At 63.5% G+C, this 25770-nt stretch carries 24 protein-coding genes and 1 tRNA gene; 15 read left to right on the top strand and 10 right to left on the bottom strand.

Annotation, left to right across the window (positions count from 1 at the left end; genetic code table 11):
- The first annotated feature begins 122 nt into the window (after positions 1-122).
- The 7 genes from galE (at position 123) to pal (ending at position 5687) form a co-directional block, all read left to right on the top strand.
- Entirely contained in the window at positions 123-1133 is a 1011-nt protein-coding gene (galE, locus tag FHS69_RS07760; RefSeq protein ID WP_166777246.1) for a UDP-glucose 4-epimerase GalE, read from the top strand.
- Between the two features lie 89 nt (positions 1134-1222).
- Positions 1223-1687 (top strand): YbgC/FadM family acyl-CoA thioesterase, encoded by a 465-nt coding sequence (locus FHS69_RS07755; protein WP_166777245.1) that lies wholly within the window; start codon positions 1223-1225, stop codon positions 1685-1687.
- Positions 1684-2382: a protein TolQ gene (gene tolQ / locus FHS69_RS07750; RefSeq protein ID WP_130585939.1), complete on the top strand. Its 699-nt coding sequence runs from the start codon at positions 1684-1686 to the stop codon at positions 2380-2382. Before FHS69_RS07755 ends, tolQ begins: the two co-directional genes overlap by 4 nt.
- A complete protein-coding gene (locus tag FHS69_RS07745; protein ID WP_166777244.1) occupies positions 2382-2858 on the top strand; it encodes an ExbD/TolR family protein in 477 nt (158 codons plus the stop codon). The genes tolQ and FHS69_RS07745 overlap by 1 nt, the downstream gene beginning before the upstream one ends.
- A 9-nt stretch (positions 2859-2867) precedes the next feature.
- On the top strand, positions 2868-3719 hold the full coding sequence (locus FHS69_RS07740; protein WP_166777243.1) for an energy transducer TonB: 852 nt from the start codon (positions 2868-2870) through the stop codon (positions 3717-3719).
- A 29-nt stretch (positions 3720-3748) separates the two neighbouring features.
- On the top strand, positions 3749-5104 hold the full coding sequence (gene tolB / locus FHS69_RS07735; RefSeq protein ID WP_243844615.1) for a Tol-Pal system beta propeller repeat protein TolB: 1356 nt from the start codon (positions 3749-3751) through the stop codon (positions 5102-5104).
- Between the two features lie 76 nt (positions 5105-5180).
- Positions 5181-5687 carry a peptidoglycan-associated lipoprotein Pal gene (pal, locus tag FHS69_RS07730; RefSeq protein WP_067462009.1) on the top strand — a complete coding sequence of 169 codons (507 nt, stop codon included), beginning with the start codon at positions 5181-5183 and terminating at the stop codon, positions 5685-5687.
- A gap of 66 nt (positions 5688-5753) precedes the next feature.
- Here pal and FHS69_RS07725 read toward each other — a convergent pair whose 3' ends face one another.
- Positions 5754-5903 carry a hypothetical protein gene (locus tag FHS69_RS07725; RefSeq protein ID WP_157726959.1) on the bottom strand — a complete coding sequence of 50 codons (150 nt, stop codon included), beginning with the start codon at positions 5901-5903 and terminating at the stop codon, positions 5754-5756.
- Positions 5904-6064: 161 nt separating this feature from the next.
- On the opposite strand from FHS69_RS07725, the gene FHS69_RS07720 reads away from it, so the two are divergent.
- On the top strand, positions 6065-6598 hold the full coding sequence (locus FHS69_RS07720; protein WP_067462012.1) for a J domain-containing protein: 534 nt from the start codon (positions 6065-6067) through the stop codon (positions 6596-6598).
- 9 nt (positions 6599-6607) lie between these two features.
- On the opposite strand, the gene FHS69_RS07715 is transcribed toward FHS69_RS07720, so the two are convergent.
- From FHS69_RS07715 to pdeM, 6 genes are all read right to left on the bottom strand, one after another.
- Positions 6608-7399 carry an SDR family NAD(P)-dependent oxidoreductase gene (locus tag FHS69_RS07715; protein ID WP_166777241.1) on the bottom strand — a complete coding sequence of 264 codons (792 nt, stop codon included), beginning with the start codon at positions 7397-7399 and terminating at the stop codon, positions 6608-6610.
- A 13-nt stretch (positions 7400-7412) separates the two neighbouring features.
- Positions 7413-8111, bottom strand: coding sequence for an ATP-grasp domain-containing protein (locus FHS69_RS07710; RefSeq protein WP_166777240.1), 699 nt, complete (start codon positions 8109-8111; stop codon positions 7413-7415).
- Between the two features lie 182 nt (positions 8112-8293).
- On the bottom strand, positions 8294-9601 hold the full coding sequence (locus tag FHS69_RS07705) for a cystathionine gamma-synthase family protein (RefSeq protein WP_166777239.1): 1308 nt from the start codon (positions 9599-9601) through the stop codon (positions 8294-8296).
- A 263-nt stretch (positions 9602-9864) separates the two neighbouring features.
- Complete coding sequence (locus tag FHS69_RS07700) at positions 9865-11274, bottom strand: SLC13 family permease (protein ID WP_166777238.1); 1410 nt, start codon at positions 11272-11274, stop codon at positions 9865-9867.
- 129 nt (positions 11275-11403) lie between these two features.
- Entirely contained in the window at positions 11404-11922 is a 519-nt protein-coding gene (gene infC, locus FHS69_RS07695; protein WP_082834681.1) for a translation initiation factor IF-3, read from the bottom strand.
- Between the two features lie 155 nt (positions 11923-12077).
- Positions 12078-12782, bottom strand: coding sequence for a ligase-associated DNA damage response endonuclease PdeM (gene pdeM / locus FHS69_RS07690; RefSeq protein WP_166777237.1), 705 nt, complete (start codon positions 12780-12782; stop codon positions 12078-12080).
- A gap of 124 nt (positions 12783-12906) precedes the next feature.
- Between pdeM and hemF the strand changes: the two genes are divergently transcribed.
- Together hemF and FHS69_RS07680 are read left to right on the top strand one after the other, a co-directional pair.
- On the top strand, positions 12907-13764 hold the full coding sequence (gene hemF / locus FHS69_RS07685; protein ID WP_166777236.1) for an oxygen-dependent coproporphyrinogen oxidase: 858 nt from the start codon (positions 12907-12909) through the stop codon (positions 13762-13764).
- 83 nt (positions 13765-13847) lie between these two features.
- Complete coding sequence (locus tag FHS69_RS07680; RefSeq protein ID WP_166777235.1) at positions 13848-15755, top strand: M1 family metallopeptidase; 1908 nt, start codon at positions 13848-13850, stop codon at positions 15753-15755.
- Between the two features lie 82 nt (positions 15756-15837).
- On the opposite strand, the gene FHS69_RS07675 is transcribed toward FHS69_RS07680, so the two are convergent.
- A complete protein-coding gene (locus FHS69_RS07675; RefSeq protein ID WP_094063856.1) occupies positions 15838-17223 on the bottom strand; it encodes a class II fumarate hydratase in 1386 nt (461 codons plus the stop codon).
- Positions 17224-17365: 142 nt separating this feature from the next.
- Here FHS69_RS07675 and FHS69_RS07670 point away from each other — a divergent pair, with 142 nt between their 5' ends.
- Together FHS69_RS07670 and FHS69_RS07665 are read left to right on the top strand one after the other, a co-directional pair.
- Positions 17366-19456, top strand: coding sequence for a RelA/SpoT family protein (locus tag FHS69_RS07670; protein ID WP_067463058.1), 2091 nt, complete (start codon positions 17366-17368; stop codon positions 19454-19456).
- Positions 19457-19532: 76 nt separating this feature from the next.
- Positions 19533-19811 carry a VOC family protein gene (locus FHS69_RS07665; protein ID WP_243844594.1) on the top strand — a complete coding sequence of 93 codons (279 nt, stop codon included), beginning with the start codon at positions 19533-19535 and terminating at the stop codon, positions 19809-19811.
- Here the strand turns inward: FHS69_RS07665 and FHS69_RS07660 are convergent.
- Together FHS69_RS07660 and FHS69_RS07655 are read right to left on the bottom strand one after the other, a co-directional pair.
- Positions 19808-20125, bottom strand: coding sequence for a DUF1905 domain-containing protein (locus FHS69_RS07660; RefSeq protein WP_166777234.1), 318 nt, complete (start codon positions 20123-20125; stop codon positions 19808-19810). The two genes, FHS69_RS07665 and FHS69_RS07660, sit on opposite strands and share 4 nt — an antisense overlap.
- Complete coding sequence (locus FHS69_RS07655; protein ID WP_166777233.1) at positions 20122-21072, bottom strand: peptidylprolyl isomerase; 951 nt, start codon at positions 21070-21072, stop codon at positions 20122-20124. The genes FHS69_RS07660 and FHS69_RS07655 overlap by 4 nt, the downstream gene beginning before the upstream one ends.
- A gap of 312 nt (positions 21073-21384) precedes the next feature.
- On the opposite strand from FHS69_RS07655, the gene FHS69_RS07650 reads away from it, so the two are divergent.
- The 3 genes from FHS69_RS07650 to FHS69_RS07640 all read left to right on the top strand — a co-directional run bounded on the left by FHS69_RS07650 (position 21385) and on the right by FHS69_RS07640 (position 25682).
- A tRNA-Ser gene (locus FHS69_RS07650) sits at positions 21385-21475 on the top strand.
- A 279-nt stretch (positions 21476-21754) separates the two neighbouring features.
- On the top strand, positions 21755-24790 hold the full coding sequence (locus FHS69_RS07645; RefSeq protein ID WP_166777232.1) for a TonB-dependent receptor: 3036 nt from the start codon (positions 21755-21757) through the stop codon (positions 24788-24790).
- Between the two features lie 151 nt (positions 24791-24941).
- The gene (locus tag FHS69_RS07640) at positions 24942-25682 is read left to right on the top strand and encodes a FadR/GntR family transcriptional regulator (RefSeq protein ID WP_166777231.1); all 741 of its coding nucleotides are present in this window, start codon (positions 24942-24944) and stop codon (positions 25680-25682) included.
- Positions 25683-25770 lie beyond the last annotated feature (88 nt).

Raw genomic sequence — 25770 nt, 5'->3', positions numbered from 1 at the left:
TCTGCTCGGTTCGTCCGAATGGTCTTTGTCTGCAACGCATGACGCATCGATTCTGTACCGAAACCAATTCGTGCCCGTCCTAGGGCGTTGCCGTTAACAGATGCTGTGCTAGTCAGCGCGCCATGAGCGAGATCGACAAGGTGCCCGTGCTGGTGACCGGCGGGGCGGGATATATCGGCAGCCATGCGGTGCTCGCCCTGCGCGATGCAGGCTGGCCGGTGGCGGTGATCGACAATTTCTCGACCGGCTTCGCATTCGCCGTGCCCGAGGATGTGCCGCTCTATGAAGGCGATATTTCCGACACGATCCTGCTCGAACAGATTTTCGCCGAGCAGGGTATCGCCGCGATCATGCATTTTGCCGGTTCGATCGTCGTTCCGGATTCGGTCGAGAATCCGCTCGCCTATTACGACAACAATACTGTCAAGAGCCGCGCGCTGATCGAGGCTGCGGTCGACGGCGGTGTGGAGCATTTCATCTTCAGCTCGACTGCCGCGACCTACGGCACCCCTGAAACCTCACCGGTTTCCGAAGACAGTCCCCGGCAGCCGATCAATCCCTATGGCTGGTCGAAATTGATGACCGAGCAGATGCTGGCCGATGCCAGCGCTGCACATGGGTTCAACTATTGTGCGCTACGCTATTTCAATGTCGCGGGAGCCGACCCGCAGGCGCGTACGGGCCAGTCCACGGCAGGGGCGACGCATCTGATCAAGGTCGCGTGCGAGGCAGCGACCGGCAAACGCGACGGCGTGGCGGTGTTCGGTGCCGATTACGACACGCCCGATGGCACCGGCGTGCGAGACTATATCCATGTCAGCGATCTTGCGAATGCGCATTTGCTCGCGCTCGAGGCGCTGATCGACCAGCCCGGGCGATCGCTGACGATGAATTGCGGCTATGGCCGCGGGTTCTCGGTGCTCGAGGTGCTCGACGCAGTCGACCGCGTCACCAACCAGACCATCTCGCGCAAGATGGAGCCGCGCCGCGCAGGCGATCCCGCCGAGTTGGTGTCTGATCCCGCGCGTATCCGCGCGACGTTGCCTTGGCGACCGCAATATGCCGATCTCGGTCAGATCATCACGCATGCGCTGCAATGGGAGCGCAAGCTGGCCGAACTGCGCGAGGAATAAGGGCGAGGCCCGCCGGTCGCTCCGCAGCCCCGTTTCGTCGTTCAGCATTGCCGTGCGACTCGTGCCTCGGCTAAAGGCGGCGCGTGTCCATGATTATGCCCAACTTTCCCGATGGAACGCTCGATCGCGGGCGGCACTATTATGCGCTGCGCGTCTATTACGAAGACACCGATCTGTCGGGCATCACCTATCACGCCAATTACCTGCGCTGGTTCGAGCGCGCGCGCAGCGACCTGCTGCGCCAGCTCGAGATCGACCAGCGTGCCGCAATCGAGGAGGGTGGCGGTGCCTATGCGGTGGCGGAGGTGAATCTGAAATACTTGCGGCCAGCCAAGCTGGACGACGATATCTTGATCGAAACGCGCTGTTCGGAACTGAAAGCCGCCTCCTGTCGCATGCACCAGCTTGCGTTCAGGTTGACGAGTGAAAAGCGCGAACTTCTGGCCGAGGCACATTTCCGCGTCGGCTTCGTTTCACCCGAAGGCCGGCCGAAGCGCCAGCCGGAGAAATGGCGCGCGGCGTTCGCGCGTTTTGCCGAGCAAGGGGACCAATGAGCTCGCTTACACTGATGGCTGCCGCGGCACCGACCCGGCTCGACCCGATCCGTCTGTTTCTCGATGCCGACATCGTCGTGCAGCTGGTCATGGCTGGCCTGTTGCTGGCGAGTGTTTGGGTGTGGATGATCATCGTCAGCTTCAGCTTGCGCATGGCCAAGCTGCGCAGCCGCACCATCGAGTACGAAAACGAGTTCTGGCAAGCGGACAGCTTTGATCGCTTCACCTCCGAGCGCGGCGCCAAGGACGTTCCCGCTGCCCGCGTGGCGCAGGCCGCCGTCGGCGAATATCGCCGGTCGACCAAGGGCGCGGTGCGTGATCCCGAAGCATTGCGAGGCCGCATTGCGACGGCGATGGAGAGCCAGATCGCGCTTGAGGCGGACGATATCGCCGAACGACTCAATTTTCTTGCCACTGTCGGTTCGGTGGCGCCCTTCGTCGGCCTTTTCGGTACCGTCTGGGGTATCATGAACAGTTTCTTCCAGATCGGGGCGCAGGAAAGCTCATCGCTCGCTGTGGTCGCGCCGGGTATCTCCGAAGCGCTGTTTGCCACCGCGATCGGTCTGTTCGCGGCTATTCCCGCAGTAATCGCCTACAACCGCTTCAGCCATCGGGTCGATCGCTACGAAGCGCGCTTGCAGCGTTTCGCCGACAAGCTGAACGCCACCTTCAGCCGGCAGCTGGAAACGCGCTGATGGCGATGGGTCTTGCATCCACGCGTGGCGGCGGGCGGCGCGGCCGCGGCTCTCGCCGCCGGCCGATGAGCGAGATCAACGTCACGCCCTTCGTCGATGTGATGCTGGTGCTGCTGATCATCTTCATGGTGACCGCACCGCTGCTGACGGCGGGCGTGCCGATCGACCTGCCCGACAGCCGGGCGGCGCAGCTTCCCAGCGACCAGCAGCAGGTGACCATCAGCATCGACGAGGCAGGCTATGTCTATATCGACGATGCAGCGGTCGAACTGGGCGGGCTTCCCCAAGCGCTCGAGAGCATCCCGCGCAGCGGGGAAGGCCCGGACATCACGCTGCGCGCCGACCGTGCGCTCGATTACGGCCGTGTGATGGCGGTGATGGGCGAACTCAACCGCGCCGGGCTCAACCGTATTTCGCTGATCACCAACAGCGCTGCGCCCGCATCGGTCAACGCCGGTTCATCAGGCGAGGAATAGCCGACGCTCATGGAGAGGACAGGCATCAACAGGGAAGAGCGCACCGGACTGGTCGTCGCAGTGGTGCTGCACCTCGCTCTGTTCGCATTGCTGCTGGTGCAGGGCCTGTTCCCCGCCCCGGTGATCGACCCGCCGCAGCGCATGACGGTCAGCCTCGCGGAGGAGGTGGGCATGGAAGCCACTGCGCCCGACCCGGTCACGGAAAGCCGCGCTTCGACTGCACCAACGATCGAGATCAATCCCGCGCCTGCCCCTGCGCAGGAGCTTCCCGTGCCGCCGCAGGTCAGCCGCCCGGTGCCGCCCCAGGCGCAGTCGCCGGCCCCGCCGCCCAGCGCGCGGAGCAACACGCAGGCGCGGCGTCGCCCTGATCCTCCGCGGACCGAAAGCCGTTCGCAGCCGAGCGAGACGCGTACACCTCAGCGGAGCCAGACCCCGCCGCAAAGCAGTCAGCGCAGCGGCGGTTCGCGGTTGAGCGACAATTTCCTCGACGGTGCTGGCAGCAGCACGACCACCGCCGAAACACGCACACCTGCGTCGCAAATTGGGGCGAGCACCAAGGCATCGCTGTTCCAGGCGATTTCGCGACAGTTGCGCCCCCACTGGCAGCCGCCGAGCGGACCGGATGTAGACAAAATCGTGACGAAGGTCCGCTTCCGCCTCAATCCCGATGGATCTCTTTCCGGTGCGCCATCGGTTGTCGGGCAGCGAGGGGTCAACGATACCAACAGAGCCCAGGCCGGGCGCCATGGCGAACAGGCCATCCGCGCGGTCCAGTTGGCGGCCCCCTTCGACATGCCCGAAGAATATTACGAGGCATGGAAACTCATCACCGTGGATTTCGACTGGAGATTGGCCCAGTGAAGTATGTTCTGTTCGCCGCCGTCGCGCTGATGGCAGCCCCCCTCTACGCCCAGAACCAGCAGGATCTGGGCCAGCCGCTTCTCGAAGGAGGCGAGGTCGAGACGATCGACGAAGGTGAGGGCTTGTCCGGTTCGGTCAGTTTCGAGGGCAATCTCGACGATCTCGGCATTGCCATCCCGGGTTTTGCGACCGATCGCGATGTCGCAACCCCGGCCAATGCGTCGGGTACCGCGGCGCTGGGCAAGGAACTCGCGCGCGTCATCACCTCCGACCTGCGCAACAACGGGCTGTTCAAGCCTACTGGGCCCGATGCGCTGCCGCAGCCCGGCTTCTCGGAAATAACTGCACCCAACTGGCCGACCTGGTCGAACCGCGGGGCGGAAATGCTGGTGCACGGCTATGTCCGAGGGCGCAGCGACGATCGCCTGACGGTCGGTTGCTACCTGTATGACATGGCGTTGCAGCAGGAACTGGTGCGCGAGGGCTGGGTGGTGCAACCCGCAGACTGGCGGCGCGCAGCGCACAAATGCGCCGATCTTATCTATGCCCGGCTGACCGGCGAAAGCCCGTTCTTCGACAGCCGTATCGCCTATATCGCCGAGACCGGTCCCAAGGATAACCGCACCAAGCGGCTGGCCATCATGGACAGCGACGGGGCCAATCACCGCTTCATAACGACCGGCCGCTCGACCGCGCTGACGCCGCGCTATTCGCCCGACTACAAGCAACTGGTCTATCTCAGCTATGTCGATGGCAATCCGCGGATCTACGTCTACGACATCGGCACCGGCCGCCAGACGTTGATCACGCAGAGCAGCAATCCTACCTTCGCGCCGCGCTGGAGCCCGGACGGACGCTGGATACTCTATTCGATGGCGGTTGGCGGCAATACCGATATCTACCGCGTGTCGGCCCGCGGCGGCGAAAGCCAGCGGCTGACCGATACGCCAGGCATCGATATCGGCGGATCCTATTCCCCCGACGGCAGCCAGATCGTCTTCGAAAGCGACCGTTCGGGCAGCCAGCAGATCTACATCATGAACGCAGACGGGACCGGACAGCGCCGGTTGTCGTTCTTCGGCGGACGGGCAGCCACTCCCGAATGGAGCCCGCGCGGCGACCAGATCGCGTTCACGCATATTGCGGGTAACTTCAACATCGCAGTGATGAGCCCCAACGGGCGCAATCTGCGTACGCTGACCAACGGCTGGCAGGACGAGGCCCCCACCTGGGCACCCAATGGCCGGATCATCCAGTTCTTCCGCACCGAACGCAACAGCGGCAAGACCGGATTGTGGCAGGTCGATCTGACCGGCGATAACTTGCGGCGGCTGCCGACGCCGGTCGATGCTTCGGACCCCGCCTGGGGACCGATTCTGCCGTAACTGCATTGAAATCGTTGAGGGATCGATTTTGGGGGCAAAACCGACTTCACCACGCTGTTTGAAAAGGGGACAGCCTATGAATACCCGTGTTGCTACCGGTCTGATGCTCGCATCGACCATCGCGCTTGCAGCCTGCCAGAAGAAGGCACCTGAGGAACTGCCGCCGCCGCCGACCGAAACGCCGGCGCCCGCTCCGGCACCGACCGGCCCGGCGGTCGGTTCGCAGCAGCATTTCGTTAGCGCAGTCGGCCAGGAAAACACCGTCGTCTATTTCGACACCGACCGATTTAACATCGATGCGGAAGACCAGTCGAAACTGCAGCGCCAGGCGCAGTATTTCAGCCAATATTCGCAGGTTACCTTCACGATCGAAGGCCATTGCGACGAGCGCGGCACGCGCGATTACAACCTCGCGCTGGGTGAACGCCGCGCCAATGCCGCGAAGAACTATCTCGTGTCGATCGGCATTCCGGCCAACCGTATCCGTACGGTGAGCTACGGCAAGGAACGCCCGGTCGCGCTGGGTTCGAACGAAGCGGCATGGGCGCAGAACCGCCGTGCCGCGACGATCACTATCGGGTGATTGCACGAAAGAGGGCTCCCGCAATGCGGGAGCCCTTCTTGCTTTCGACCGGGCTTGTAACCGCGCCTATTGCGCGGCGTTGAGCCAGAACAGCAGACCCGAACTGGCGACGCGGTCGCTCTGCCCCGAAGTTAATCCACCGCTTCCCGCCACCATGGCGAAAGCGGCCATCGAGAGGATGGCTACGGTGGCGGACAGGGTCAGTTGCTTGCTCATGATCTTTCTCGTTCGAAGGCTGGCTTGCGGCTAACGCCCATATGTTAAGTGTTCGTTGCATTGCAACATTTCATATCGAAACTGGTTCCACACGCTTGCACTGCGGGCCAGTCCGCCTAGATTAACCGCGATGTTCACCCGACAATCGACTTTTCGCCGCCATGCCTAAGGCGCGCCGTTCCAACGATTGGGGCTTTCCGCGCTGGCGCGGCTATGGCTCGTCGCGCGAGACCACGACTGTGCGGCTGTGCGATCGCCACGGCTGCGAAGAGCCCGGCGATTGCCCCGCGCCCAAGGCGCCCAACAGTCCCGAACGGTGGATGTTCTGCCAGAAGCACGCGGCTGAATACAATCAGAAGTGGGACTATTTCGAAGGGCTCGACAAGGCGGAGAAGGCAGCGCGCGCTTCGGCCGAGCGGAGCGAGAATGCCGGCTACGCCGAGGCGCAGCATTACGGTTGGAGCGGAAGCGGTGACGGATCGCGTAGCGCGGACGAAATGCGCGCGCTCGACGTGCTCGATCTCGAGGCCGATGCGGAGTTTGCTGCGGTCAAGAAGGCCTGGCGCGAGAAGGCCAAGACGGTGCATCCCGACGTGAAGCCGGGCGACAAGGAAGCTGCTGCCGAGTTCCAGAAATTCCAGCTTGCCTACGAAGTGCTCAAAGCGGCCGAAGAACGCCGCGAGTGGAAGGGCTGAGCGCGCCTATTAGCGGGAACGCGTATCGATCGCTGCGGGGGGATTGTCGTTCCACCAAGGCACATCGGTATAGGGGCGCACGTCGATCTCGTGCGTCCAGCAATTGCGCGGCTGATGCGCGAGATGCCAGTAGGTTTCGGCCAATGCACGCGGGTCGATTACCCCGTCCTCGCCCTTCGCCGCCTTGTAGGCTTCGAACCGGTCGCCCAGCAGCTTACCCAGCGTGTCGGGCGCGTCGACCGAACCGTCCACCACGACATGCGCGACATGGATTCCCTGCGGGCCGAATTCGGCGTTCAGCGTCTGGCACAGCATCCGGCGGCCGCCCATCGCGGCGGCGTGGCTGTGCTGCCCGGCATTGCCGCGCACCGCCGCGGTGGCAGAGGTGACCAGAATTGCGCCACTGCCGCGTTCGACCATCCGCGGCGTCAGCGCATGCGCCAGCCTGAACAAGCCGAAACAGCCGAGGCGCCAGCCGAGTTCGAAGGTGCGATGCGGCGTATCACCCAGCGGACGATTGCCGATCTGTGCGCCCAGATTGTAAAGCGCGCCGGCAATGGGCCCGATTTCGCGCTCGACCCGCTCGACCAGATCCTCGATCGTGCCATCGGCTGCGGCGTCGAGCAGCGTGCCGCTCGCCTTACCGCCGTCTTCCTCGATCGCGCGGACGAGTTTTTCGAGCCCGGCCCGATCCGATCGGCGCGCCAATACCGCGTGATAGCCGCCCCGGGCAAAGCGCGCAGCAGCGTGGCCGCCGATCCCCGCGCCTGCACCGATCACCAGAAACACTTTATCCGCCATTGCCGTCGCCTCCCTACAGGCGCGCGACGATAGCCCGCGCGAGGCGTTTGCCCAAATCGGATCCCTGCTGCGGGTAGAGATAGGGTTCGATCAGTTCCGCCTCCATCACCGCAAGTTGACCCGATGGAAGACGGACCATATCGATCCGCGCGTACAGCAGATCGTCGAACGGCAGCGCGTCGACCACGATTTGTGCAGCGGCCAGATCGGCAGGGTCGGGCTCGTAGGCGCATTCGTAGCCGCCATAGAGCGACTGGATCCGGTATTCGCCCTGGGCGGCGCGCTTCAGGACACCATGGCTGAAATCGCCTTCGACGAAGACCAGCGTGAATTCGCCTTCCTCGACCACGCTGGGGAGGAACGGTTGCACCATGCAGGCGCGGCCCATGCCCCAGTCTTCAGCGGGCAAGGTGTCTCTGGTGAAGCTGTGCTGTCCGAGCCCACCCGCGCCGACCTGCCGTTTCACCACCACCCGGTCGGTTTCGAAATGGTCCATCGCTGCGACCACGCCCGCGTGATCGCAGTCTTCCTGCCACAGCGTGGGGACGGTCACCGCGCCTCGCGCTTCGAGCTCGCGCAGATAGCGCTTGTCGGCATTCCACCGAACTGCATCGGGTGGGTTGCAGACGATGATACCCCGCGCGGCGAGCTCGTCGAGCCGTGCGATGAAATCCTCGGGGTGATCCTGATAGTCCCAGGCCGTGCCGAGCATGACCAGCCCAATGCCATCGAACGCTTCGCTCGGCGCGCGCCAGTCGATTTCTATCAGCTCAAGCCCCGCCGCATCGAACGCGGGCCGCAGCGCGCTGACCTCGAGATCATGCTCGAACGCATCTCCCCGGCGAGGACCCTCGCCGGGGAGCGTGTCGGCGCAGGCGAGAAAGCCGATCCGGTTCAGACCGCCTCCAGCGCCTGCTCGAAGTCGGCGATCAGGTCATCGGCGTCCTCGATGCCGATGCTGATGCGGACGAGGTTGTCCGAAATGCCCAGTTCGGCCCGGCGGCCCTCTGCGACCGAGAGATGGGTCATCGAAGCGGGGTGGCTGGCGAGCGTTTCGGTCCCGCCTAGGCTGACTGCCAGCTTGGCGATCTTGAGCGCGTCGAGGAAGCGGAAGCACTCGGCCTCGCCGCCCTTGAGCAGCAGCGAGAACGTGCTGCCTGCGCCCTTGCAATGGCGATCGTAGATGTCCTGCTGGCGCGCATCCTTGATCATCCCGAGATAGCCAAGGCCTTCGACCTTGGGATGCTTGGCGAGATAGTCGCAGACCTTGGCGGCATTGTCGCCCGCACGGCTCATCCGCAGCTCGACGGTCTCGAGGCTGCGCATCAGCATCCACGCCGTGTTCGGATCGCAAATGCCGCCCATGGTGTTGCGCAGCATCCGAACCGGATCCATCCACTTCTTCGCGCCGGCAATGCTGCCGGCGACAAGGTCCGAATGGCCCCCGACATATTTGGTCAGCGAATAGACGACGATGTCCGCACCCTGGTCGAGCGGACGCTGCCACAACGGGCCGAGGAAGGTGTTGTCGATCGCGATCGGGCAGTCGAGCTGCGCCGCGTCTACCGATGCGCGGACCGCTTCGATGTCGACCAGCGCATTGGTCGGGTTACCCGGGCTTTCGAGATAGACCATGCAGACCTTGCCGCCCTGTTCGTCGGCCTGGGCCTGCGCCTTCTCGAGCACTGCATCGATCTCTTCGCGCGTGGCACCGGCGGGGAAGTCGACATAGGTCACGCCGAACTTGGCGAGCACTTTGGCCACGAAGCCTTCGGAGGCCGCATAAAGCGGGCCCGAGTGGACGATCACATCGTTCTGGCTGGCATAGGCAAGCATCAGCACGCAGATCGCGGTCATCCCGCTGGAGAAGCTCAATGCATCCTCCGCGCCGTCCCATACCGACAGGCGATCCTCGAGGATTTCCTGATTGGGCGCGTTGAAGCGCGAATAGACGAGACCGTCCGCGCCGCCCGGGCGCTTGCCGGTGATGCCTTCGAAATGGCGCTTGCCATCGGCGGCGCTGGGAAAGGCAAAGGTCGAGGTCAGGAAGATCGGCGGCTTGAGACTGCCTTCGGAGAGCACCGGATCATAGCCATGGCCCATCATCAGCGTGCTGGGCTTGAGTTCGCGCCCGGCAATCTTGGTAACTTCGGGCTTGGGTGCCATGCGCGGGCTGGTCGGGTCGATATCGTGGTCGCTCATCGGGTGAGCCTCCTTCCTGAATTCGCGCTCCCAGGAAGGCGGGAGCCAAGTCGGGCGAACCGGGGCTCCCGTTCCTAACCTCCGCAGGAACGCCTCTCCGCCGGCCGCCGCTGTCGGCGCAAGCCATATTGGGGACCGCAATTGGTTTCAACTGCGACGAACCTTGCAGTGCGAAAAGGTGACGTATTGGTCCTAGGGAACGAACACACGTCCGACCATTAGGTGCCGCTGCAAACGATCAAATGCTCTATCGCGGCGGCAAGTCAGACGATCGCGGCGATACCCCAGACCACGCCGACGATCATGAAGACGCCCGCGATGTCGAGCAGCAGCCCCGCCTTCACCATCCGGTCGATGCGGATGTGTCCGGTCGACCATGCGATCGCATTGGGGCCCGTGCCCGCGGGCAGCATGAAGCCCCAGCTTGCCGCCAGTGCGGCGGGCATCGCGAGGAGGATCGGATCGACGCCCAGCGCTACCACCAGCGCGGCGATAACAGGAATGATCCCCGTGGCGGTTGCGACATTGCTGGCAAATTCGGTAATCAGCACCACCATCGCCACCACGGCGAGCGCCACCAGCAGGAGCGGGAAGGCCTCGAGCGGGAGCAGCGCATTGCCGAGCCAATCGGCCAGCCCGCTCGCGCTCATCCCTGCAGCCAGAGCCAGCCCGCCGCCGAACATCATGATCACGCCCCAGGGCGCGCGGTTGGCCTCTTCCCACACCAGCAGCGGTCGTCCGGTGCCGTCGGGCAGCAGGAACAGCACGAGGCTGGCGATGATGGCGATGGTCCCGTCGGTCCAAGCGCCCGCGGGCAGATAGGGGGCCAGCAGCAGGCGCGTCATCCATGCGACAAAGGTCACGCCGACAACCAGCATGAGCCGGCGTTCGGCGCTGCCCATGGGTAGATCATCCTCGACCGCCGCCCGCGCGGCACCGACGTCGAAGGGATGCCGCGCGACCTGCTGGACCCGCGCGACGAGGAAGGCGGCGAGCGGGACGCCGAGCAGGACAATGGGAAAGCCGTAGAGCGACCATTCGGCGAAGCTGATCTGCGCGCCGATCATGGTGTCGAGCAGACCGACCGCGATTGCATTGGTTGGAGAGCCGACCAGGGTACCCAGCCCGCCGATCGTCGCAGCGAAAGCGATCCCCATCGGCAGCGCGCCCGCCAGTCCTTCACGGTCGTCAGCCGCGATCCCGCCACCTGCGAGGACCGCGACTGCCATCGGCGTCATGATCAGCGTGGTCGAAGTGTTGGAGATGAGCATGGAGAGGATCGCCGCAGCGATCATGAAAGCCAGCAGGAGCCCTGTCTGTCCGCCACGGCCGCCCAGCGCACGCAGGATCGCCAGCGCCAACCTGCGGTGCAGCCCGGTCCGCTCGATCGCCAGCGCGATGAACCCGCCCCCCAGCAGCAGGAACAAAATGTCCGAATAATATGCGCTGGCGGTGGCCTTGGCATCCATCACCCCGGCGAACGGCAGCACAATGAAGGGCATCAGTGCCGTGGCGGTCAGCGGGAGCGCTTCGGTCATCCACCACGCGGCCATGCAGATCACCAGTCCGGCGACGATAAAGGCCTCGCGGCTCATGCCCGCGGGAGTTGGCAGAAGTGCACTGGCGAGCAGCGCGAGCGCCCCCACCAGCAGTCCGATGTGTCTGGCCGCCATTTGCTGCGATCCTCCCCTTGGCCCGCCTGCTAACAGCGGCGGGAGCAGGGGGCAATGCGCGGCGACCTGATACGAAAAGGGCGGCCCGTCGGACCGCCCCTTCGCATGCAATCGATAGCGCGGCGCTGCCTATTTCGGCGCGAGCACCATGATCATCTGGCGGCCTTCGAGCCGCGGGAATGCTTCGACCTTCGCGATTTCCTCGACATCGTCGCGGACGCGATTGAGCAAATCCATGCCGAGCTGCTGGTGCGCCATTTCGCGACCGCGGAAACGCAGGGTGCATTTCACCTTGTCGCCGTTCTCGATGAACTTGACGACATTGCGCATCTTCACGTCGTAATCGTGCGTGTCGATGTTGGGGCGCATCTTGACCTCTTTGATTTCCTGGGTCTTCTGCGTCTTGCGCGCGAGGTTCGCCTTTTTCTGCGCCTCGTAGCGATGCTTGCCGACATCGAGGAACTTGCACACCGGCGGGTCCGCGTTGGGGGACACTTCGACGAGGTTGAGGCCAAGCTCATTGGCCTGCTCAGTCGCTTCGCGGGTGAACATAACGCCGAGGTTCTCGCCTTCGTGATCGATCACGCGGACCTTCGGCACATTGATCATGTTATCGTAGCGCGGGCCGCTTTTCACGGGCATTTGCATGCTGCGCCGGGGTGGACGGGCTATGGGGCAATCTCCTTTGGCTGCCGAATTTGATAAAGGTTGCGGTATTCAGAAAGGCAGCATGTAGGCATTGTTCCGCGGATTCGGAAGTGTGTTATGCGAATGGGGCGCATATTTGCGCGTCGGCGTTGCGCTCAGGCAGCACGGTTCCACAGGTTGAAGCGCGCCAGTTTGCCCTTGGCTGGCACCACCGCATCGATCCGGTCTGCCGGTTGCAGCGCCTTGAGGATCGCCGGGTCGCCCGCGTTCATCCCACCGGTAAAGGCGCCAAAGGCGGGCAGGATCATCCGGCCCGAGGGCTTGCCGTCCGGCCCGTCGTTCGCACTGACCACCGCGCAGGGACGACGGATCATGCGTTGGCGCACCTTCACCTGCAGGCGCGGGTGGTAATGGCCCGACAGCTCGGGGCGGGTTTCGCCCACTTGCGCGCGGTGGCGCAGGATCACGCCGGCCACTTCGAGTTCTTCCGCCAGCGTGCCGCCGCAGCGCGCCTCCATATCGGGATCGTGATTGCCGGTGATCCAGACCCAGTCGACCGCGCGCGTCAGCGCGTGGAGCATGCCCGCGGCATGTTCTTCCAGCCGGGTCGAGCCGGCCGAATCGTGAAAATTATCGCCCAGCGTGATCACGCGGCGTGCGCCCGTCTCGCGGATCGCCAGCGCGACGCGCTCGAGCGTTTCGCGGCTATCGTAAGGTGGGATCATTTGCCCGTGCCGCGCGAAAAAGCTGCCCTTCTCCAGATGCAGGTCGGCGACCAGCAGGGCGCGTTCACGCGGCCAGTACAGCGCGCGGCCCTCGGTCAGGAGCCATTCCTCGCCAGCGAACGAAAGGGGAACCATGCGGCGCTATTGCCGTAGCCCGGTCGCAATGGCAAGGCCGGGAACGGCGAATTGATCCCGGTCAATGCGCGCCCACCTGCAAGGGCCTTGTGAGCGAGCTCATGCAGCGACATCATAGGATATTATGACCGACTGGACCCAGCAGACCGACACTGCCCGCACTTGGTTCGAAAGCCTGCGCGACCGCATTTGCGCAGAGTTCGAGGCGATCGAACGCGAGGCGGGCAGCGACGCCAGCTTCCAATACGACAGCTGGAACCGCGAAGAGGAAGGCAATGCCGATCCCGGGGGCGGTAAGCGCGGGCTGATGAAGGGCAAGGTGTTCGAAAAAGTCGGCGTCAACGTCTCGACCGTGCGCGGCAATTTCGCGCCCGAGTTCGCGGGTACGATAAACGGCGCGAGCGCGGACAATCCCGGGTTCACCGCCACGGGCATCAGCCTGGTGGCGCATATGGCGAACCCGCATGTCCCTGCCGTGCATATGAACACGCGGTTTCTGACCACCGGCAAGGCCTGGTTCGGCGGTGGTGCAGATCTCAACCCGCCGATTCCCTATGCCGAGGATACCGAAGAATTTCACGCGCGCTTCCGCGCTGCCTGTGCGGCCCATAATCCGACCTATTACGACCGGTTCAAGAAGTGGGCGGACGACTATTTCTACATCCCCCACCGCGGCGTGCACCGCGGCGTGGGCGGGATTTTCTACGACCACCTCGAATGCGAGGACGAGCCTGCATTCGAGCGCAATCTCGCTTTCACGAAGGACGTCGGCGAGGCCTTCCTCGACATCTTCCCCACTCTTGTCCGTCGCCGCATGAACAGCGAATTCACCGATGCTGAGAAGCTGCACCAGCTCGAATGGCGCGGCCGCTATGCCGAGTTCAATCTCGTCTATGACCGAGGGACGCTGTTCGGCCTCAAGACCGGCGGCAATATCGATGCGATCCTGATGAGCCTGCCGCCCGAGGCGGTCTGGTCGTGAGCCGCCCGCGAGCCTAGACATACCGAAGCACCAGACACACAGCCGGGTCGCGCATCCGGCATGCACCGACCGGAGACCACCCAATGCGTAGAATCGCCGCCCCGCTCGCCCTGCTTCTGGCCAGCACCGCCTGCACCACGATGGAAACCACGTCTGTCTCGACGGCAGTTGGGCCCGATCGCATGGTTTCGCCCATCCTTACGTCCCCCGAAGCGGTCGATACGCTGACCTATGCGCAGCCGCAGGTCGCACGCGTGACGCATGTCGCGCTCGACCTTGCGCTCGATTTCGATTCCAAGCGCGTCGGCGGAACGGCCGAACTGACCGTCCTCGCCGCGCCCGGCGCGCAGGAGATCGTCCTCGACAGCAACGGGCTGGAGATCGAGCAGGTTACCGATGGTGCTGGCCGCGCGCTTGCTTACACGATGGGCGAACCCGATCCGCGCGGCGGCAAGGGGGCTCCGCTGACGATCACGCTCGACGGGGCGGAAACGCTGCGCATCGACTATCGCGCACCTGAAGATGCCAGCGCGCTGCAATGGCTCAGCCCCGAACAGACCAAGGGCGGGGTGCACCCCTTCCTCTTCAGCCAGGGGCAGGCGATCCTCAACCGCACCTGGATTCCGACGCAGGACAGTCCCGGCATCCGCCAGACATGGGAAGCGCGGATCACTGCACCCGAGCCGCTCGACGTGGTGATGAGCGGCGTGCGACAGGGCGAGCCCGAAAGGCTCGGGAATGGCCGCCGCGCCTTCACCTTCGTGATGGACAAGCCCGTGCCGCCCTATCTCATCGCGATCGCGGCGGGCGATATCGACTTCAAGGCGATTGGTCCGCGCACCGGTGTCTGGGCCGAACCGGCCACGCTCGACCGCGCATGGCGCGAAGTGAACGACACCGAGGAAATGGTCGTCGCGGCGGAGAAACTCTATGGCGAGTATCGCTGGGGGCGCTACGACATGATCGTCCTGCCGCCCGCTTTCCCCTATGGCGGGATGGAAAACCCCGTGATGACCTTCCTTACGCCGACATTCATCGCGGGCGACCGGTCGAACAACGGCCTCGTCGCGCACGAATTGGCGCACAGCTGGTCGGGCAATCTCGTGACCAATGCAGTGTGGGGCGACAGCTGGCTCAACGAGGGCGTGACCACCTATTTCGAGAACCGCATCGTCGAGGCGGTCTATGGCAAGCAGCGCGCCGAGCAGGAAGCCGCGCTGATGTTCGCCAATATCAAGGAAACGCTTGCCGAGGTCGGCGCGGATGCTCCTGGCACTGCGCTCAGCACCGATGGGGGATACCAGCTCGGCAGTGCGATCGCCTACGATAAGGGCGCCTTCTTCCTTCGCACGGTGGAAAGCGTGGTCGGCCGCGAACGCTTCGACGCCTGGCTGCGCCAGTGGTTCGACAATCACGCCTTCCAGCCGGCAACGAGCGAGCTGTTCTACGAGGACATGATGGCCAATCTCGTGCAGGGCGAGGCCGAAGCCCAGGCGCTGATGCTGCGCGAATGGATCTTCGAGCCGGGCCTGCCCGCCAATGTGGCGAAGCCCGATCCGGCGGCTTTTGCGACGGTCGATGCGGCGGTGACGGCCTATGGAGCCACTGGCGCAATCCCGGGCGCCTATGCGCAGTGGAGCAGCGCGGAGCGTCAGCGTTTCCTCGACAATATTCCCAAGCAGCGCAGTGCCGACCAATTGGCAACGCTCGACCGGGCGCTGGGCCTATCGGGTACGGGCAATAACGAAGAACTGTTCCTGTGGCTCGAACTGGCGCTCGCCAACCGCTACCAGCCCGCAGTTCCGCAGGTGGAAGCTTTCCTGGCCGAGGTCGGCCGTGCCAAGTTCGTACGGCCGCTGTTCAAAGTCTTGTGGGACCAGGGTGACTGGGGTCAGCCCATCGCGCAACGCATCTATGCCGATACCCGTGGCGGCTACCATGCGGTGACCCGCGCGGGAGTCGATGCGATCGTGGGTGAGCCGGCGCAGTAAAGCCGGGGCGGATACAGGTCCTGCCCATGCGGTGGGGGAAAGCGGGGCTCCGGCAGGAACGCCCGCTTTCCCGCGCCGGCTCTCAGACCATGGTCTCGGGGCGCACCAGCCGATCGAAGGTCGGTTCGTCGACAAGCCCCAGCTCGAGCCCGGCCTGCTTGAGCGTCTGGCCGGTCTTGTGCGCGTGCTTGGCGATATTGGCGGCGTTGTCGTAGCCGATCTCGGGCGCCAGCGCGGTGACCAGCATCAGTGAACGGCCGACAAGGTCGGCGATCTGGTCGCGATTGGCTTCGATCCCGTCGACACACCGCGTCGCGAAGCCGGTCATCCCGATGCTTGCCAGTTCGATCGAGCGCAGCACGTTGGCGCCGATCACGGGCATGAACACATTGAGTTCGAAATGACCCTGCATGCCGCCGACAGTCACCGCCTGGTGGTTGCCGATCATCTGCGCGGCAACCATGGTCAGCATCTCGCACTGCGTCGGATTGACCTTCCCCGGCATGATCGAGCTGCCCGGCTCGTTGGCCGGCAGCGACAGTTCGCCAAGGCCCGAACGCGGGCCCGAGCCGAGGAAGCGGATATCATTGGCAATCTTGTTGAGCGCCACTGCTAGCGTGTTGAGCGCCCCCGAGAAGAACACCAGCCCGTCCTTGGCGGCGAGCTGTTCGAACTTGTTGGGCGCGCTTTCGAAGCGCATGCCGGTGATGTCCGAAATGGCGTCTGCCATGTCCTGCGCCCAGCCGTCAGGCGCGTTGAGGCCGGTACCGACCGCGGTGCCGCCGATCGCCAGCTTGCGGATGTTGCCGTCGAGCGCACCTTCGATGCGCGCCTTGCAGCTGACCAGCTGCGCGACATAGCCCGAGAATTCCTGGCCCAGGGTCAGCGGCGTCGCATCCTGCGTATGCGTGCGGCCGATCTTCACGATATCCGCAAATTCGTCGGACTTGGCCTGCAGCGAAGCGATCAGCGTATCGATTGCCGGCAGCAGCGCATCGCGGGTGGCCAGGGCTGTGGCAATATGCAGCGCGGTGGGAAAGCTGTCGTTCGAGCTTTGCGACATGTTGACGTGATCATTGGGGTGGACCGGGCTCTTGCCGCCACGCGTGCCCGCCAGCTTCTCGTTGGCGATACCCGCGATCACTTCGTTGACATTCATGTTGGTCTGCGTGCCGCTGCCGGTCTGGAAGATGGTCAGCGGGAATTCCTGGTCGAACTCGCCCGCGCGGATCGCGGTCGCGGCATCTTCGATCGCGGCGACGATCGTGGCATCGAGCCCGTGCTTGCCGTTGGTCCTTGCCGCGGCCTGCTTCACTGCGGCCTGGCCGTAAACGATACCCAGCGGCATCTGCTGGTTCGCGGGAAAGGGGAAGTTCTGCAAGCTGCGCTGCGTCTGCGCACCCCAATATGCCGTGCCGGGAACTTCGATCGGTCCGATGGAATCGGTTTCGGTGCGCGTCTCGCTCATCGCCTGTCTCCTTGTTGCCGCTTTCGGGCGCGTCTCGATGTGGCGCTCTGGTAGGATCGCTTCGCGCAGCGCGCCACCCGTGAATCGCACGGTCGGCAAATTCTTCCTGTTCACGGCGGCGAAGCGCACCTATCTCGAAAATATGCTGCGCCAGTACGAACTCGTGGAACGGGTCCTGGAATACGATCCCGATGCCGACGAGGCGATGCTCAATCGCGCCTATGTCTACACCGTGCAGAAACACGGCACGCAAACGCGCGCGAGCGGGGATCCCTATTTCAGCCACCCGGTCGAAGTCGCCGGTCTTATGACCGATCTCAAACTCGACCAGGAAACCATCGCCACCGCGCTGCTCCACGATACGGTGGAAGATACGCTGGCGACGATCGACGATATCGAGGCGAAGTTCGGCAAGGACGTCGCCCGGCTGGTCGATGGCGTGACCAAGCTGTCGAAGATCGAACAGATGCCCGAGAACGAGCGCGCGGCGGAAAACCTGCGCAAGTTCCTGCTGGCGATGAGCGAGGACATCCGCGTGCTGCTGGTCAAGCTGGGCGACCGGCTGCACAACATGCGCACGCTGCACTTCATCAAGAAGCCCGAGAAACGCCAGCGCATCGCGCGCGAGACGATGGAAATCTACGCCCCGCTCGCCGAGCGGATTGGCCTCTATGAATACATGCGCGAAATGCAGATGCTCGCCTTCGAGCAGATCGAGCCCGAGGCCTACGCCACGATCACGCAGCGGCTCGACCAGATCCGCAGCGAGGACGGCGGGCAGGTCGATGCCATCGCGCTCGACATGAAGCACGCTTTGCTCGAAGCGGGAATCACCACCGAGGTTTCAGGCCGCGAGAAGCATCCCTATTCGATCTGGCGCAAGATGGCCGAGCGCCATGTTTCGTTCGAGCAGGTGACCGACATCATGGCTTTTCGCATCATCTGCGAAGACGTGTCGGACTGCTACCGCGCATTGGGTGTGCTGCATACGACGTGGCAGTTCCTGCCGGGCAAGTTCAAGGACTATATCTCCACCCCGAAGAACAATGGCTACCGGTCGCTGCACACCTCGCTGATCTACGGCAAGTCGATGCGCGTCGAAGTGCAGATCCGCACGCGCGAAATGCACCGGGTCAACGAATTCGGCTTTGCCGCGCACTGGGCCTACAAGCAGGATGACCGGCCCGACGGCCAGGTCGGCTGGCTGCGCGACCTGATCGAGATCGTGGATGCCAGCCATGATCCCGAGGAACTGCTCGAGCACACGCGAATGGCGATCTACCAGGATCGCATTTTCGCATTCACCCCCAAGGGCGCGCTGTTCCAGCTGCCCAAGGGTGCAACGCCGGTCGACTTTGCCTTTGCGGTGCATACCGATCTCGGCGCGCAGACCGTTGGCGCAAAGATCAACGGGCGGCACATGCCGCTGCGAACGCAGCTCAACAATGGCGATGTGGTCGAGATCATCAAGAGCGACAATGCCGACCCGCAGCTTTCGTGGCTCGGCTTTGTCGTCACCGGCAAGGCGCGCGCTTCGATCCGCCGCGCGGTGCGGCTGAAGGAACGCGCCGAAGTGGCCGAAATCGGTCAGAAGCTGTTCGACGAGATCGCGCTGCGCGTGCCCGCCAAGATCGGTAAGAAAGCGCTGCGCGAGGCGATCAAGCGGCTCGAAATGGAGGATGAGGAAGACCTCTATTACGCTATGGGCTCGGCCAAGATCGAGGACCGCGCGGTGATGGAAGCACTTGTTCCCGGATGCACGGCGGAGCTCGAGAACGAACCCGACTGGGCAAAGAGCGGCAAGGCGCTTTCGATCCGCGGGTTGACGCCTGGCATGGGCTTCCAGCTCGCCGAGTGCTGTCACCCCGTGCCGGGCGACCGCATCGTCGGGTTGCGCAAACCCGGCGAAGGCGTCGAAGTGCACACTATCGATTGCAGCCGCCTCGCGAGCGGGATCGACAATGACTGGCTCGACCTGTCGTGGGGCAAGCGTTCGCGCGGGGCGGTCGGCCGATTGCGCGTTACGCTCTACGACCGGCCCGGCACGCTGGCGGAAATGGCGGGCATCTTCGCGCAGAACCACGTCAACGTGACCAGCCTGATGCAGACGCAGCTGGACCATCCGTTCACCACATACGAGATCGACCTCGAAGTGCAGGACGTTCCGCACCTCACGCGCATCCTCAGCGCCTTGCGCGCCAGCGACTCGGTCGCACAGGCGGAACGCGTGTGATCATCGGGATCGACCACGTTCAACTCGCTATGCCGCATGGCGGCGAGACCCATGCGCGGCGTTCTGGGTCGATCTGATGGGGCTGGCGGAAGTGGCCAAGCCCCCGCATCTCGCCGTGAATGGCGGTTGCTGGTTCGAGGGGCACGGCGTCTCGATCCATTGCGGGGTCGAGGAGGCTTTCCTCCCCGCAGGGCGGGCGCATCCCGCATTGCTGGTCGACGATCTCGACACGCTGGTATTGCGGCTGGAGCGGGCGGGGGTGCCCTTCAAGCCGGGAAAGCCGCTCGAGGGTTACGTCCGCGGCGATATCGCCGACCCGTTCGGCAATCGCATCGAATTGATGCAGCGGGTCTAGACCGCGCGCAGGGTGACCGCGACACGATCGTCTTCGGATATGTTCTCGGCCTTGCGAACCGGAGCCTTGACCGGGAGCATCCAGCCGCCTTCGTCTCGCGGAAAGCAGGAGGTCTGCCAGACCGTTTCACCGATGCGCGCTTCGACCTTTAGCGACCGGAACCCCGGCTTGCGGCCCAATTCGAGCCGGCGCATCGCCTCGGTCGCCGACAGTTCCTCGCCCGCTTCGCCATCGATGGTAACGAAGAACCAGCTAACCCCGTTCTTCGCGGTCCAGCGCCACAAGGGCGCGGTGGTGGATACCGTGTCGCTCAATCGACTACCCGGCGCACCGGCACCGGTATGTTGCAGATATCGGCGCCGCCTGCGGGCTCGATGAAGAACGGATCGCGGCGATTGGCGCGCGCATCCGCGTAGCGCGCGAATGCGTCGCTGTCGGTCGAAAGGTACTCGAAAGCGGGCCGCTCGCTCTCGGGCAGATCGCTCACAACGCGGACCGTGAGGATCGGCGTGCGCTTGTCTGCTTCCGCGGCAGTGTAGAAGCCGAGCGCGCCCGAGCCACGCGGCAGCGAGGAGAGATGCTCCATTCCCTCGACGATGCGACCCACAAGCGCGATGTTGCGGTCGAGATGGCGCGGTGCATGGCCGATCACGGTATAGAGTTCGGCGCCCGCGCCGGTGTCGGGCGAATAGCCGCGTCCAACGCCGATCATGCCGTAGCAGTGGACGGGCCAAGCGCCATCGGTGTCGCCGCCGACCGGCCAACCCTGATGAAAGAACGTCGTATCTGCGTAGGGGTCCTCGTCGATCGCGACATCTTCCATGGCCAGAGCCTGCCCGATTTCGTCGGAGATATAGTCGATCTCGTTCATGATCCGAAGCCCCTCGGGAAGTGGCGTTGCCGCCCCTTTGGCCTCCGGATTGTCGTAATTTGGATCGCCCCACTGGACGACGTAATTGTCCTGCACGCGATTGATCGTGATGCCGTCGTACCACCCGGCGCGCGCGAGCGTGCGTATGTTCTCCACCCACCCTTGGCTGAAGGGCGCGGGCATCAGCTGGATCACCACTTTGCGCGCGCTGCCATCCACTGCCGGTGCGAGCGTCATTACCAGCAAGTCCTGGGGCGCAATTGCCACCCAATCTTCGCGCGCGGCCTCCTCAACGATTTGGTTGGGAGAGGGCGCGGCTGCCTCCTCCTGCGCCTGTGCGGGAAGCGCCAGTCCGAGCAGCGCGGCGAGCGGTAGGGCAAAGATCCTCATCGGATGAGTGGTGCCACCCGCCCGGACAAAACAAAAGCCCCCTCTCGCGCATTGTACGGGCGGGAGGGGGCTTCCAGACGGTGTTCGCAGGGGATGCCTGATCCGCGCAGCACCGTCACGAGAGGGATCGTACACCAAAAAACGCCGGGAGTCCCGATCGGGTTCCCGCGGCGGCTTGCGCTTGGCACCTCTCACCGCTAGACGCGCGGCTCTTTTGTGGCGCTACCGCGCTGTGCGCTACTTGAGCGCCGGGGATCCGATCGGGATCTTCGCCCTCAAATAGCGAAGCGGCTGGGCAACAAGAGAGCATGCGGAGCAGTGGCCGAGTGGTCGAAGGCGCACGCCTGGAAAGTGTGTATACGGTAACCCCGTATCGAGGGTTCGAATCCCTCCTGCTCCGCCATTTTTCGGCACAAGAACCCGTGACACTCTGAGAGAAGAACCGCCGATACGCGCGGTTTGGCTAAGCGGTTTGCAGCTTCGCCACCATGCTCAGGTCCACAGACTTTCCAGAACGACGAAGGCTGCGATGCTATGCATCCAGATGCGTTCCTGTATGCGGTTACCAAACTGTCGGTCCAAATTGGTATGACAGAAATATCATAATAGGATTGCAACTCAGGTTGACATATTTGGCGTGACAGCTATCCCGAGTCGCATAACAAACCCTTGGGAGGGATACATGCCTGGATACACTGGTCGCGGCCGCCCGGTCGCGCGCAACGCTCGTCCTTTCGCTCAGTTTCTGACTGGTTCCGCGCTGGCCGCGCTGGCTTTGCCAAGCGTCGCAACGGCGCAGGCCATTGAGGAAGATGCGGGGGCGGTCGACGAAATCGTCGATGACGAATTCGCCAATGCCGCGCCCGATGGCGACGTGATCTTCGTTACCGGGATCCGCAGTTCGCTGCAAAGTGCGCTCAACGAGAAGCGCGATGCAGACAGCCTGATCGAGGTGATCCAGGCCGAAGATATCGGCAAGTTGCCCGACCAGAATCTCGCGGAAGTCCTCGAGAACGTTACCGGCGTGCAGATCACCCGTACAGCGGGTGTCGGCACCGGGGTCCAGATCCGCGGCACGAACGACAATCGGGTCGAGATCAACGGCGTGTCGACCGTGGGTTCGGGCACCGGTCGTGGCGGGATCAATTTCGAAGATATCAACGCCGCTATCATCGCGTCGGTGGAGGTCATCAAGGCGCCCGAGGCCAAGACCGTCGAAGGTTCCGTCGGCGGCACGATCAATTTGCGCACCATTCGCCCGCTCGATCTCTCGGAGACGCTGCTGGTGCTGCGTGCGCAGGGTGAATACAGCGAGCTGTCGGACAGCATATCGCCCCGCTTTGCAGCGAGCTTCGGGGATGTCTGGAGCGTTGGCGGCGGCGAGATCGGTCTCGTACTCGCGGGCAGCTACACCAAGCAGGAAGCCACTTCGTTCCGTCCGCGTGTGGATCGCGACAATGTGGTGCTTGGCGGAACTTCGGTGACCGCAGCCGGCGCGCCGGGGCCTGCGACCCCATTCCTCGGCATTCAGTTCCTCAATCAGGAACTCGAGAATTTCGAATATGAAACCATCAATTTCGCCGGCAGCCTCGAATGGGCGCCGAGCGATAACGTAAAGGTCTACTTCGACGCCATCGTCAACGATCAGGAGCGCCGGCAGGACAGCTCTCGCGTGCAGGGTTCCGGCGTCAGCGCGCTAATTCGCAACAACGTGCCCGATTCCTTCGAAACGGTCGACTTCGGCTCGCTCGACGGCGTCGCTCTGGGCAGCATCGATGCCGCGCTCAGCGGGACGATCCAGCCCAATCTGGCGCAAGACGATGACGATCCCAATCTGCGGTTCTCGAGCGATACGGGCGCACGGCTTACCGACAGCAAGGTCTTCCGCCTCGGTACCGAATTCGAGACAGGACGCTTCTCGGGACGGATCGAAGCATCGACCTCGCGTTCGGATTCGCGCAATCCCAATCTCAGTACCACGCTGAACTTCATCAATCCCAACGTGCCGACTGATGGCACCAGCAACGACAACCCGGTGCCCTTCCGCTACGATCTGACCGGCGGCGCTCTGAGCTTCGGGATCGACTTCGATTCCCCCTTCGCGCCGACGATCGACCAGTTGCTCGATCCCGCCAATGTGGTGCTCGACGCGGTTACGGTGGGTAACAACCGGACCAAGAACAAGGAGGACGCTTTCCGTCTGGACGGGTCGCTCGACCTCGACGGACTGACCGGTTTCTTCACCTCCTTCGATGCCGGCTACCGCTTCAATCGCAGCTCGACCGAATTCGATCTCGTGCGATCCACATTCGGTACCGGAGCGATCGATTCGAGCCCGAGCGGTCTGGCGTTCTCCGAACTGCTCGTCCCCGGACCGGACAATTTCGGCGAGTTCGATGGCCGTGAACTGGCGTTCCGCAACTTCCTGCTGATCGATCCCGACCAGGCATTTTCTGATCCGGATGGCACGCTCGATACGCTGCAGGCGGCGCTGCTCGCGACACCCAATGCGGTCGTGCTCGACGATGCGACATCTGACCCGGCAGGTTTCTTCGATATCGAAGAAACCACGCATTCGGTCTATGGACAGCTGAATTTCGAGGCCGGGATATTGCGGGGCAATGCCGGCTTGCGCTGGGTCACCAGCACTGTCGAATCGCTGGGCAACAATGTGGCGAACGGGGTGGTCACGCCGGTCTCCGCGCGGGGCAATTATGCCGAATGGCTGCCGCGCGTAAACCTGAGTGCCGAGCTCACTCCCGACATCGTGTTGCGGGCGAGCTACACCGAAGACATCAACCGCCCCGATTTCGACGACCTGTCTCTTTCGGTGAATTTCCCGACCGGTCCCAACAACGCCGTGGCGATCGGCAATCCCAATCTCGCGCCCGAAACCGTCCAGAGCTTCGACGCATCGGTCTCATGGTATTTCGCACCGGCTTCGGTGATCAGCGTCGGCTTCTTCCACAAGAAGCGTAAGAATCTGTTCGTGACTCAGCTCGAGGATGCGTTCGAGGACGCCAACGGTTTCCGCGATATCACCGCGCCTTGCGAACAGGGCGGAATCTACAATCCGCTGCCCGACCGCAACGTGCTCTCGCCGGTGCCGGGCAACGGCCTGTGCGTGCCGCTTCAGACCATTATCAACGACACGGCCAGCACCACGCAGACCGGGGTCGAGGTGGCCTTCCAGTACGATCTCTCGCAATTCGAGGATACCCTCGGCTTTGCCTCGGGATTCGGCATTCTGGCAAACTACACCTACCAGGACTTCGGCGGCGGCGAGGCGAGCAACGAGGCGTCCGGACGCGGGGAAGATATCTTCCAGGCCATCAATCCCGGTATCGCCACGCCGGTGACCGCAGTGCAGGGGCTGCTCGATTTCTCGCCGCATGCCTACAACGTGACGCTGTATTACGAGAAGTTCGGCCTATCGGCGCGCGCGCGCTACACCTGGCGCGACGCGTTCCGCACGCTCGACACCGCGGGTGGCGCCACACTCAACAGCACGCTGGGCTTCCCGGTCGTGACGGGCGCGCGTGGCCAGCTCAACGCCAGCGTCACTTATGACGTGACCGACTATCTGAACATCGGTGTGGAAGGCGTCAATCTGACCAAGTCCCGGATCGAGCAGTATTGCGTGAACGATGGCGCGCTGCTCTGCTTCCAGGGCCTGCCCGACCGCCGCATTACCTTCGGCGCCACGCTCAAGCTCTGACCGAGCGACAGCGCAGGACTGCCAACCCGCCGGTGCCATCTCTCCTCCTCCTGGCACCGGCGGGATTGCGAACTGGATAATCGCGCATGCAGCGTCTAGGAAAATTGGTATAGTATCGTACGATTGAATATGTTGCGGAGAATAGCGGCGCATGGTCAGCAAGAGACTCTTCCAATCTGTCGCGGAACAGATCGCGGAGTTGATCGATGAGGGCGCTTATCCTCCGGGCACCCGCCTTCCGGGTGAGCGCGAACTCGCCGAGAAGCTTGGTGTCAGTCGCGTAACCATCCGCGAGGCGGAGATCGCGCTGCAGGCGGTGGGCCGGCTCGAGATCAAGACTGGCTCGGGCGTTTATGTCAGCGAGCGCAAGCCCGCCAGTCTCGGCGCACTGCCGCAAGCGAGCGCCTTCGAAGTCACCGAAGCGCGGTTGATGATCGAAGCGGAGTCGGCAGCCCTCGCGGCGCATAATATTACCGACGAGGCGATCGACGAGCTCGAGACCTTGGTCAATCAGATGAGCTCGGAAGACGAAGGCGTCGCCAACGCGGCTGACGAGAGGTTCCATCTGACTATCGCGCAAGCATCGAACAATGCGGCCATGGTGCATACTATCCAGTCGCTGTGGCAGATGCGCGAGCAGATTCCCGAGGTGAAGGCCACTTACGAGGCGGTCTGTGTTCATGACGCCAAGAGTCGTACGGAAGAGCACCGCGCGATTTTCGATGCGCTCCGTGCGCGCGACCCGGGCGCGGCGCGCCAGGCCATGCGCGAACATTTCCAGCGATTGCTCGAATCCATGCTTGAGGCGACCGAGCGCAAGGCACTGGAAGAAGTGCAACTGCGCGCGTCGCAAAGCCGGGAGCGCTTCCTGGCCGCCGCCAAATTTGGCTGACCAAACTGGTATTACAAAAATAGAGATAACTGGTAGGCCAGATTGATTGACAATCTGGCCTCGCACCCTATGGTCGAATCATAAACAT

It is taken from the genome of Qipengyuania flava (assembly GCF_011762005.1).
Lineage (GTDB): Bacteria > Pseudomonadota > Alphaproteobacteria > Sphingomonadales > Sphingomonadaceae > Qipengyuania > Qipengyuania flava.
Note: the sequence above shows the minus strand (reverse complement) of the source record. Positions and strands in the feature narration are given on the sequence as shown.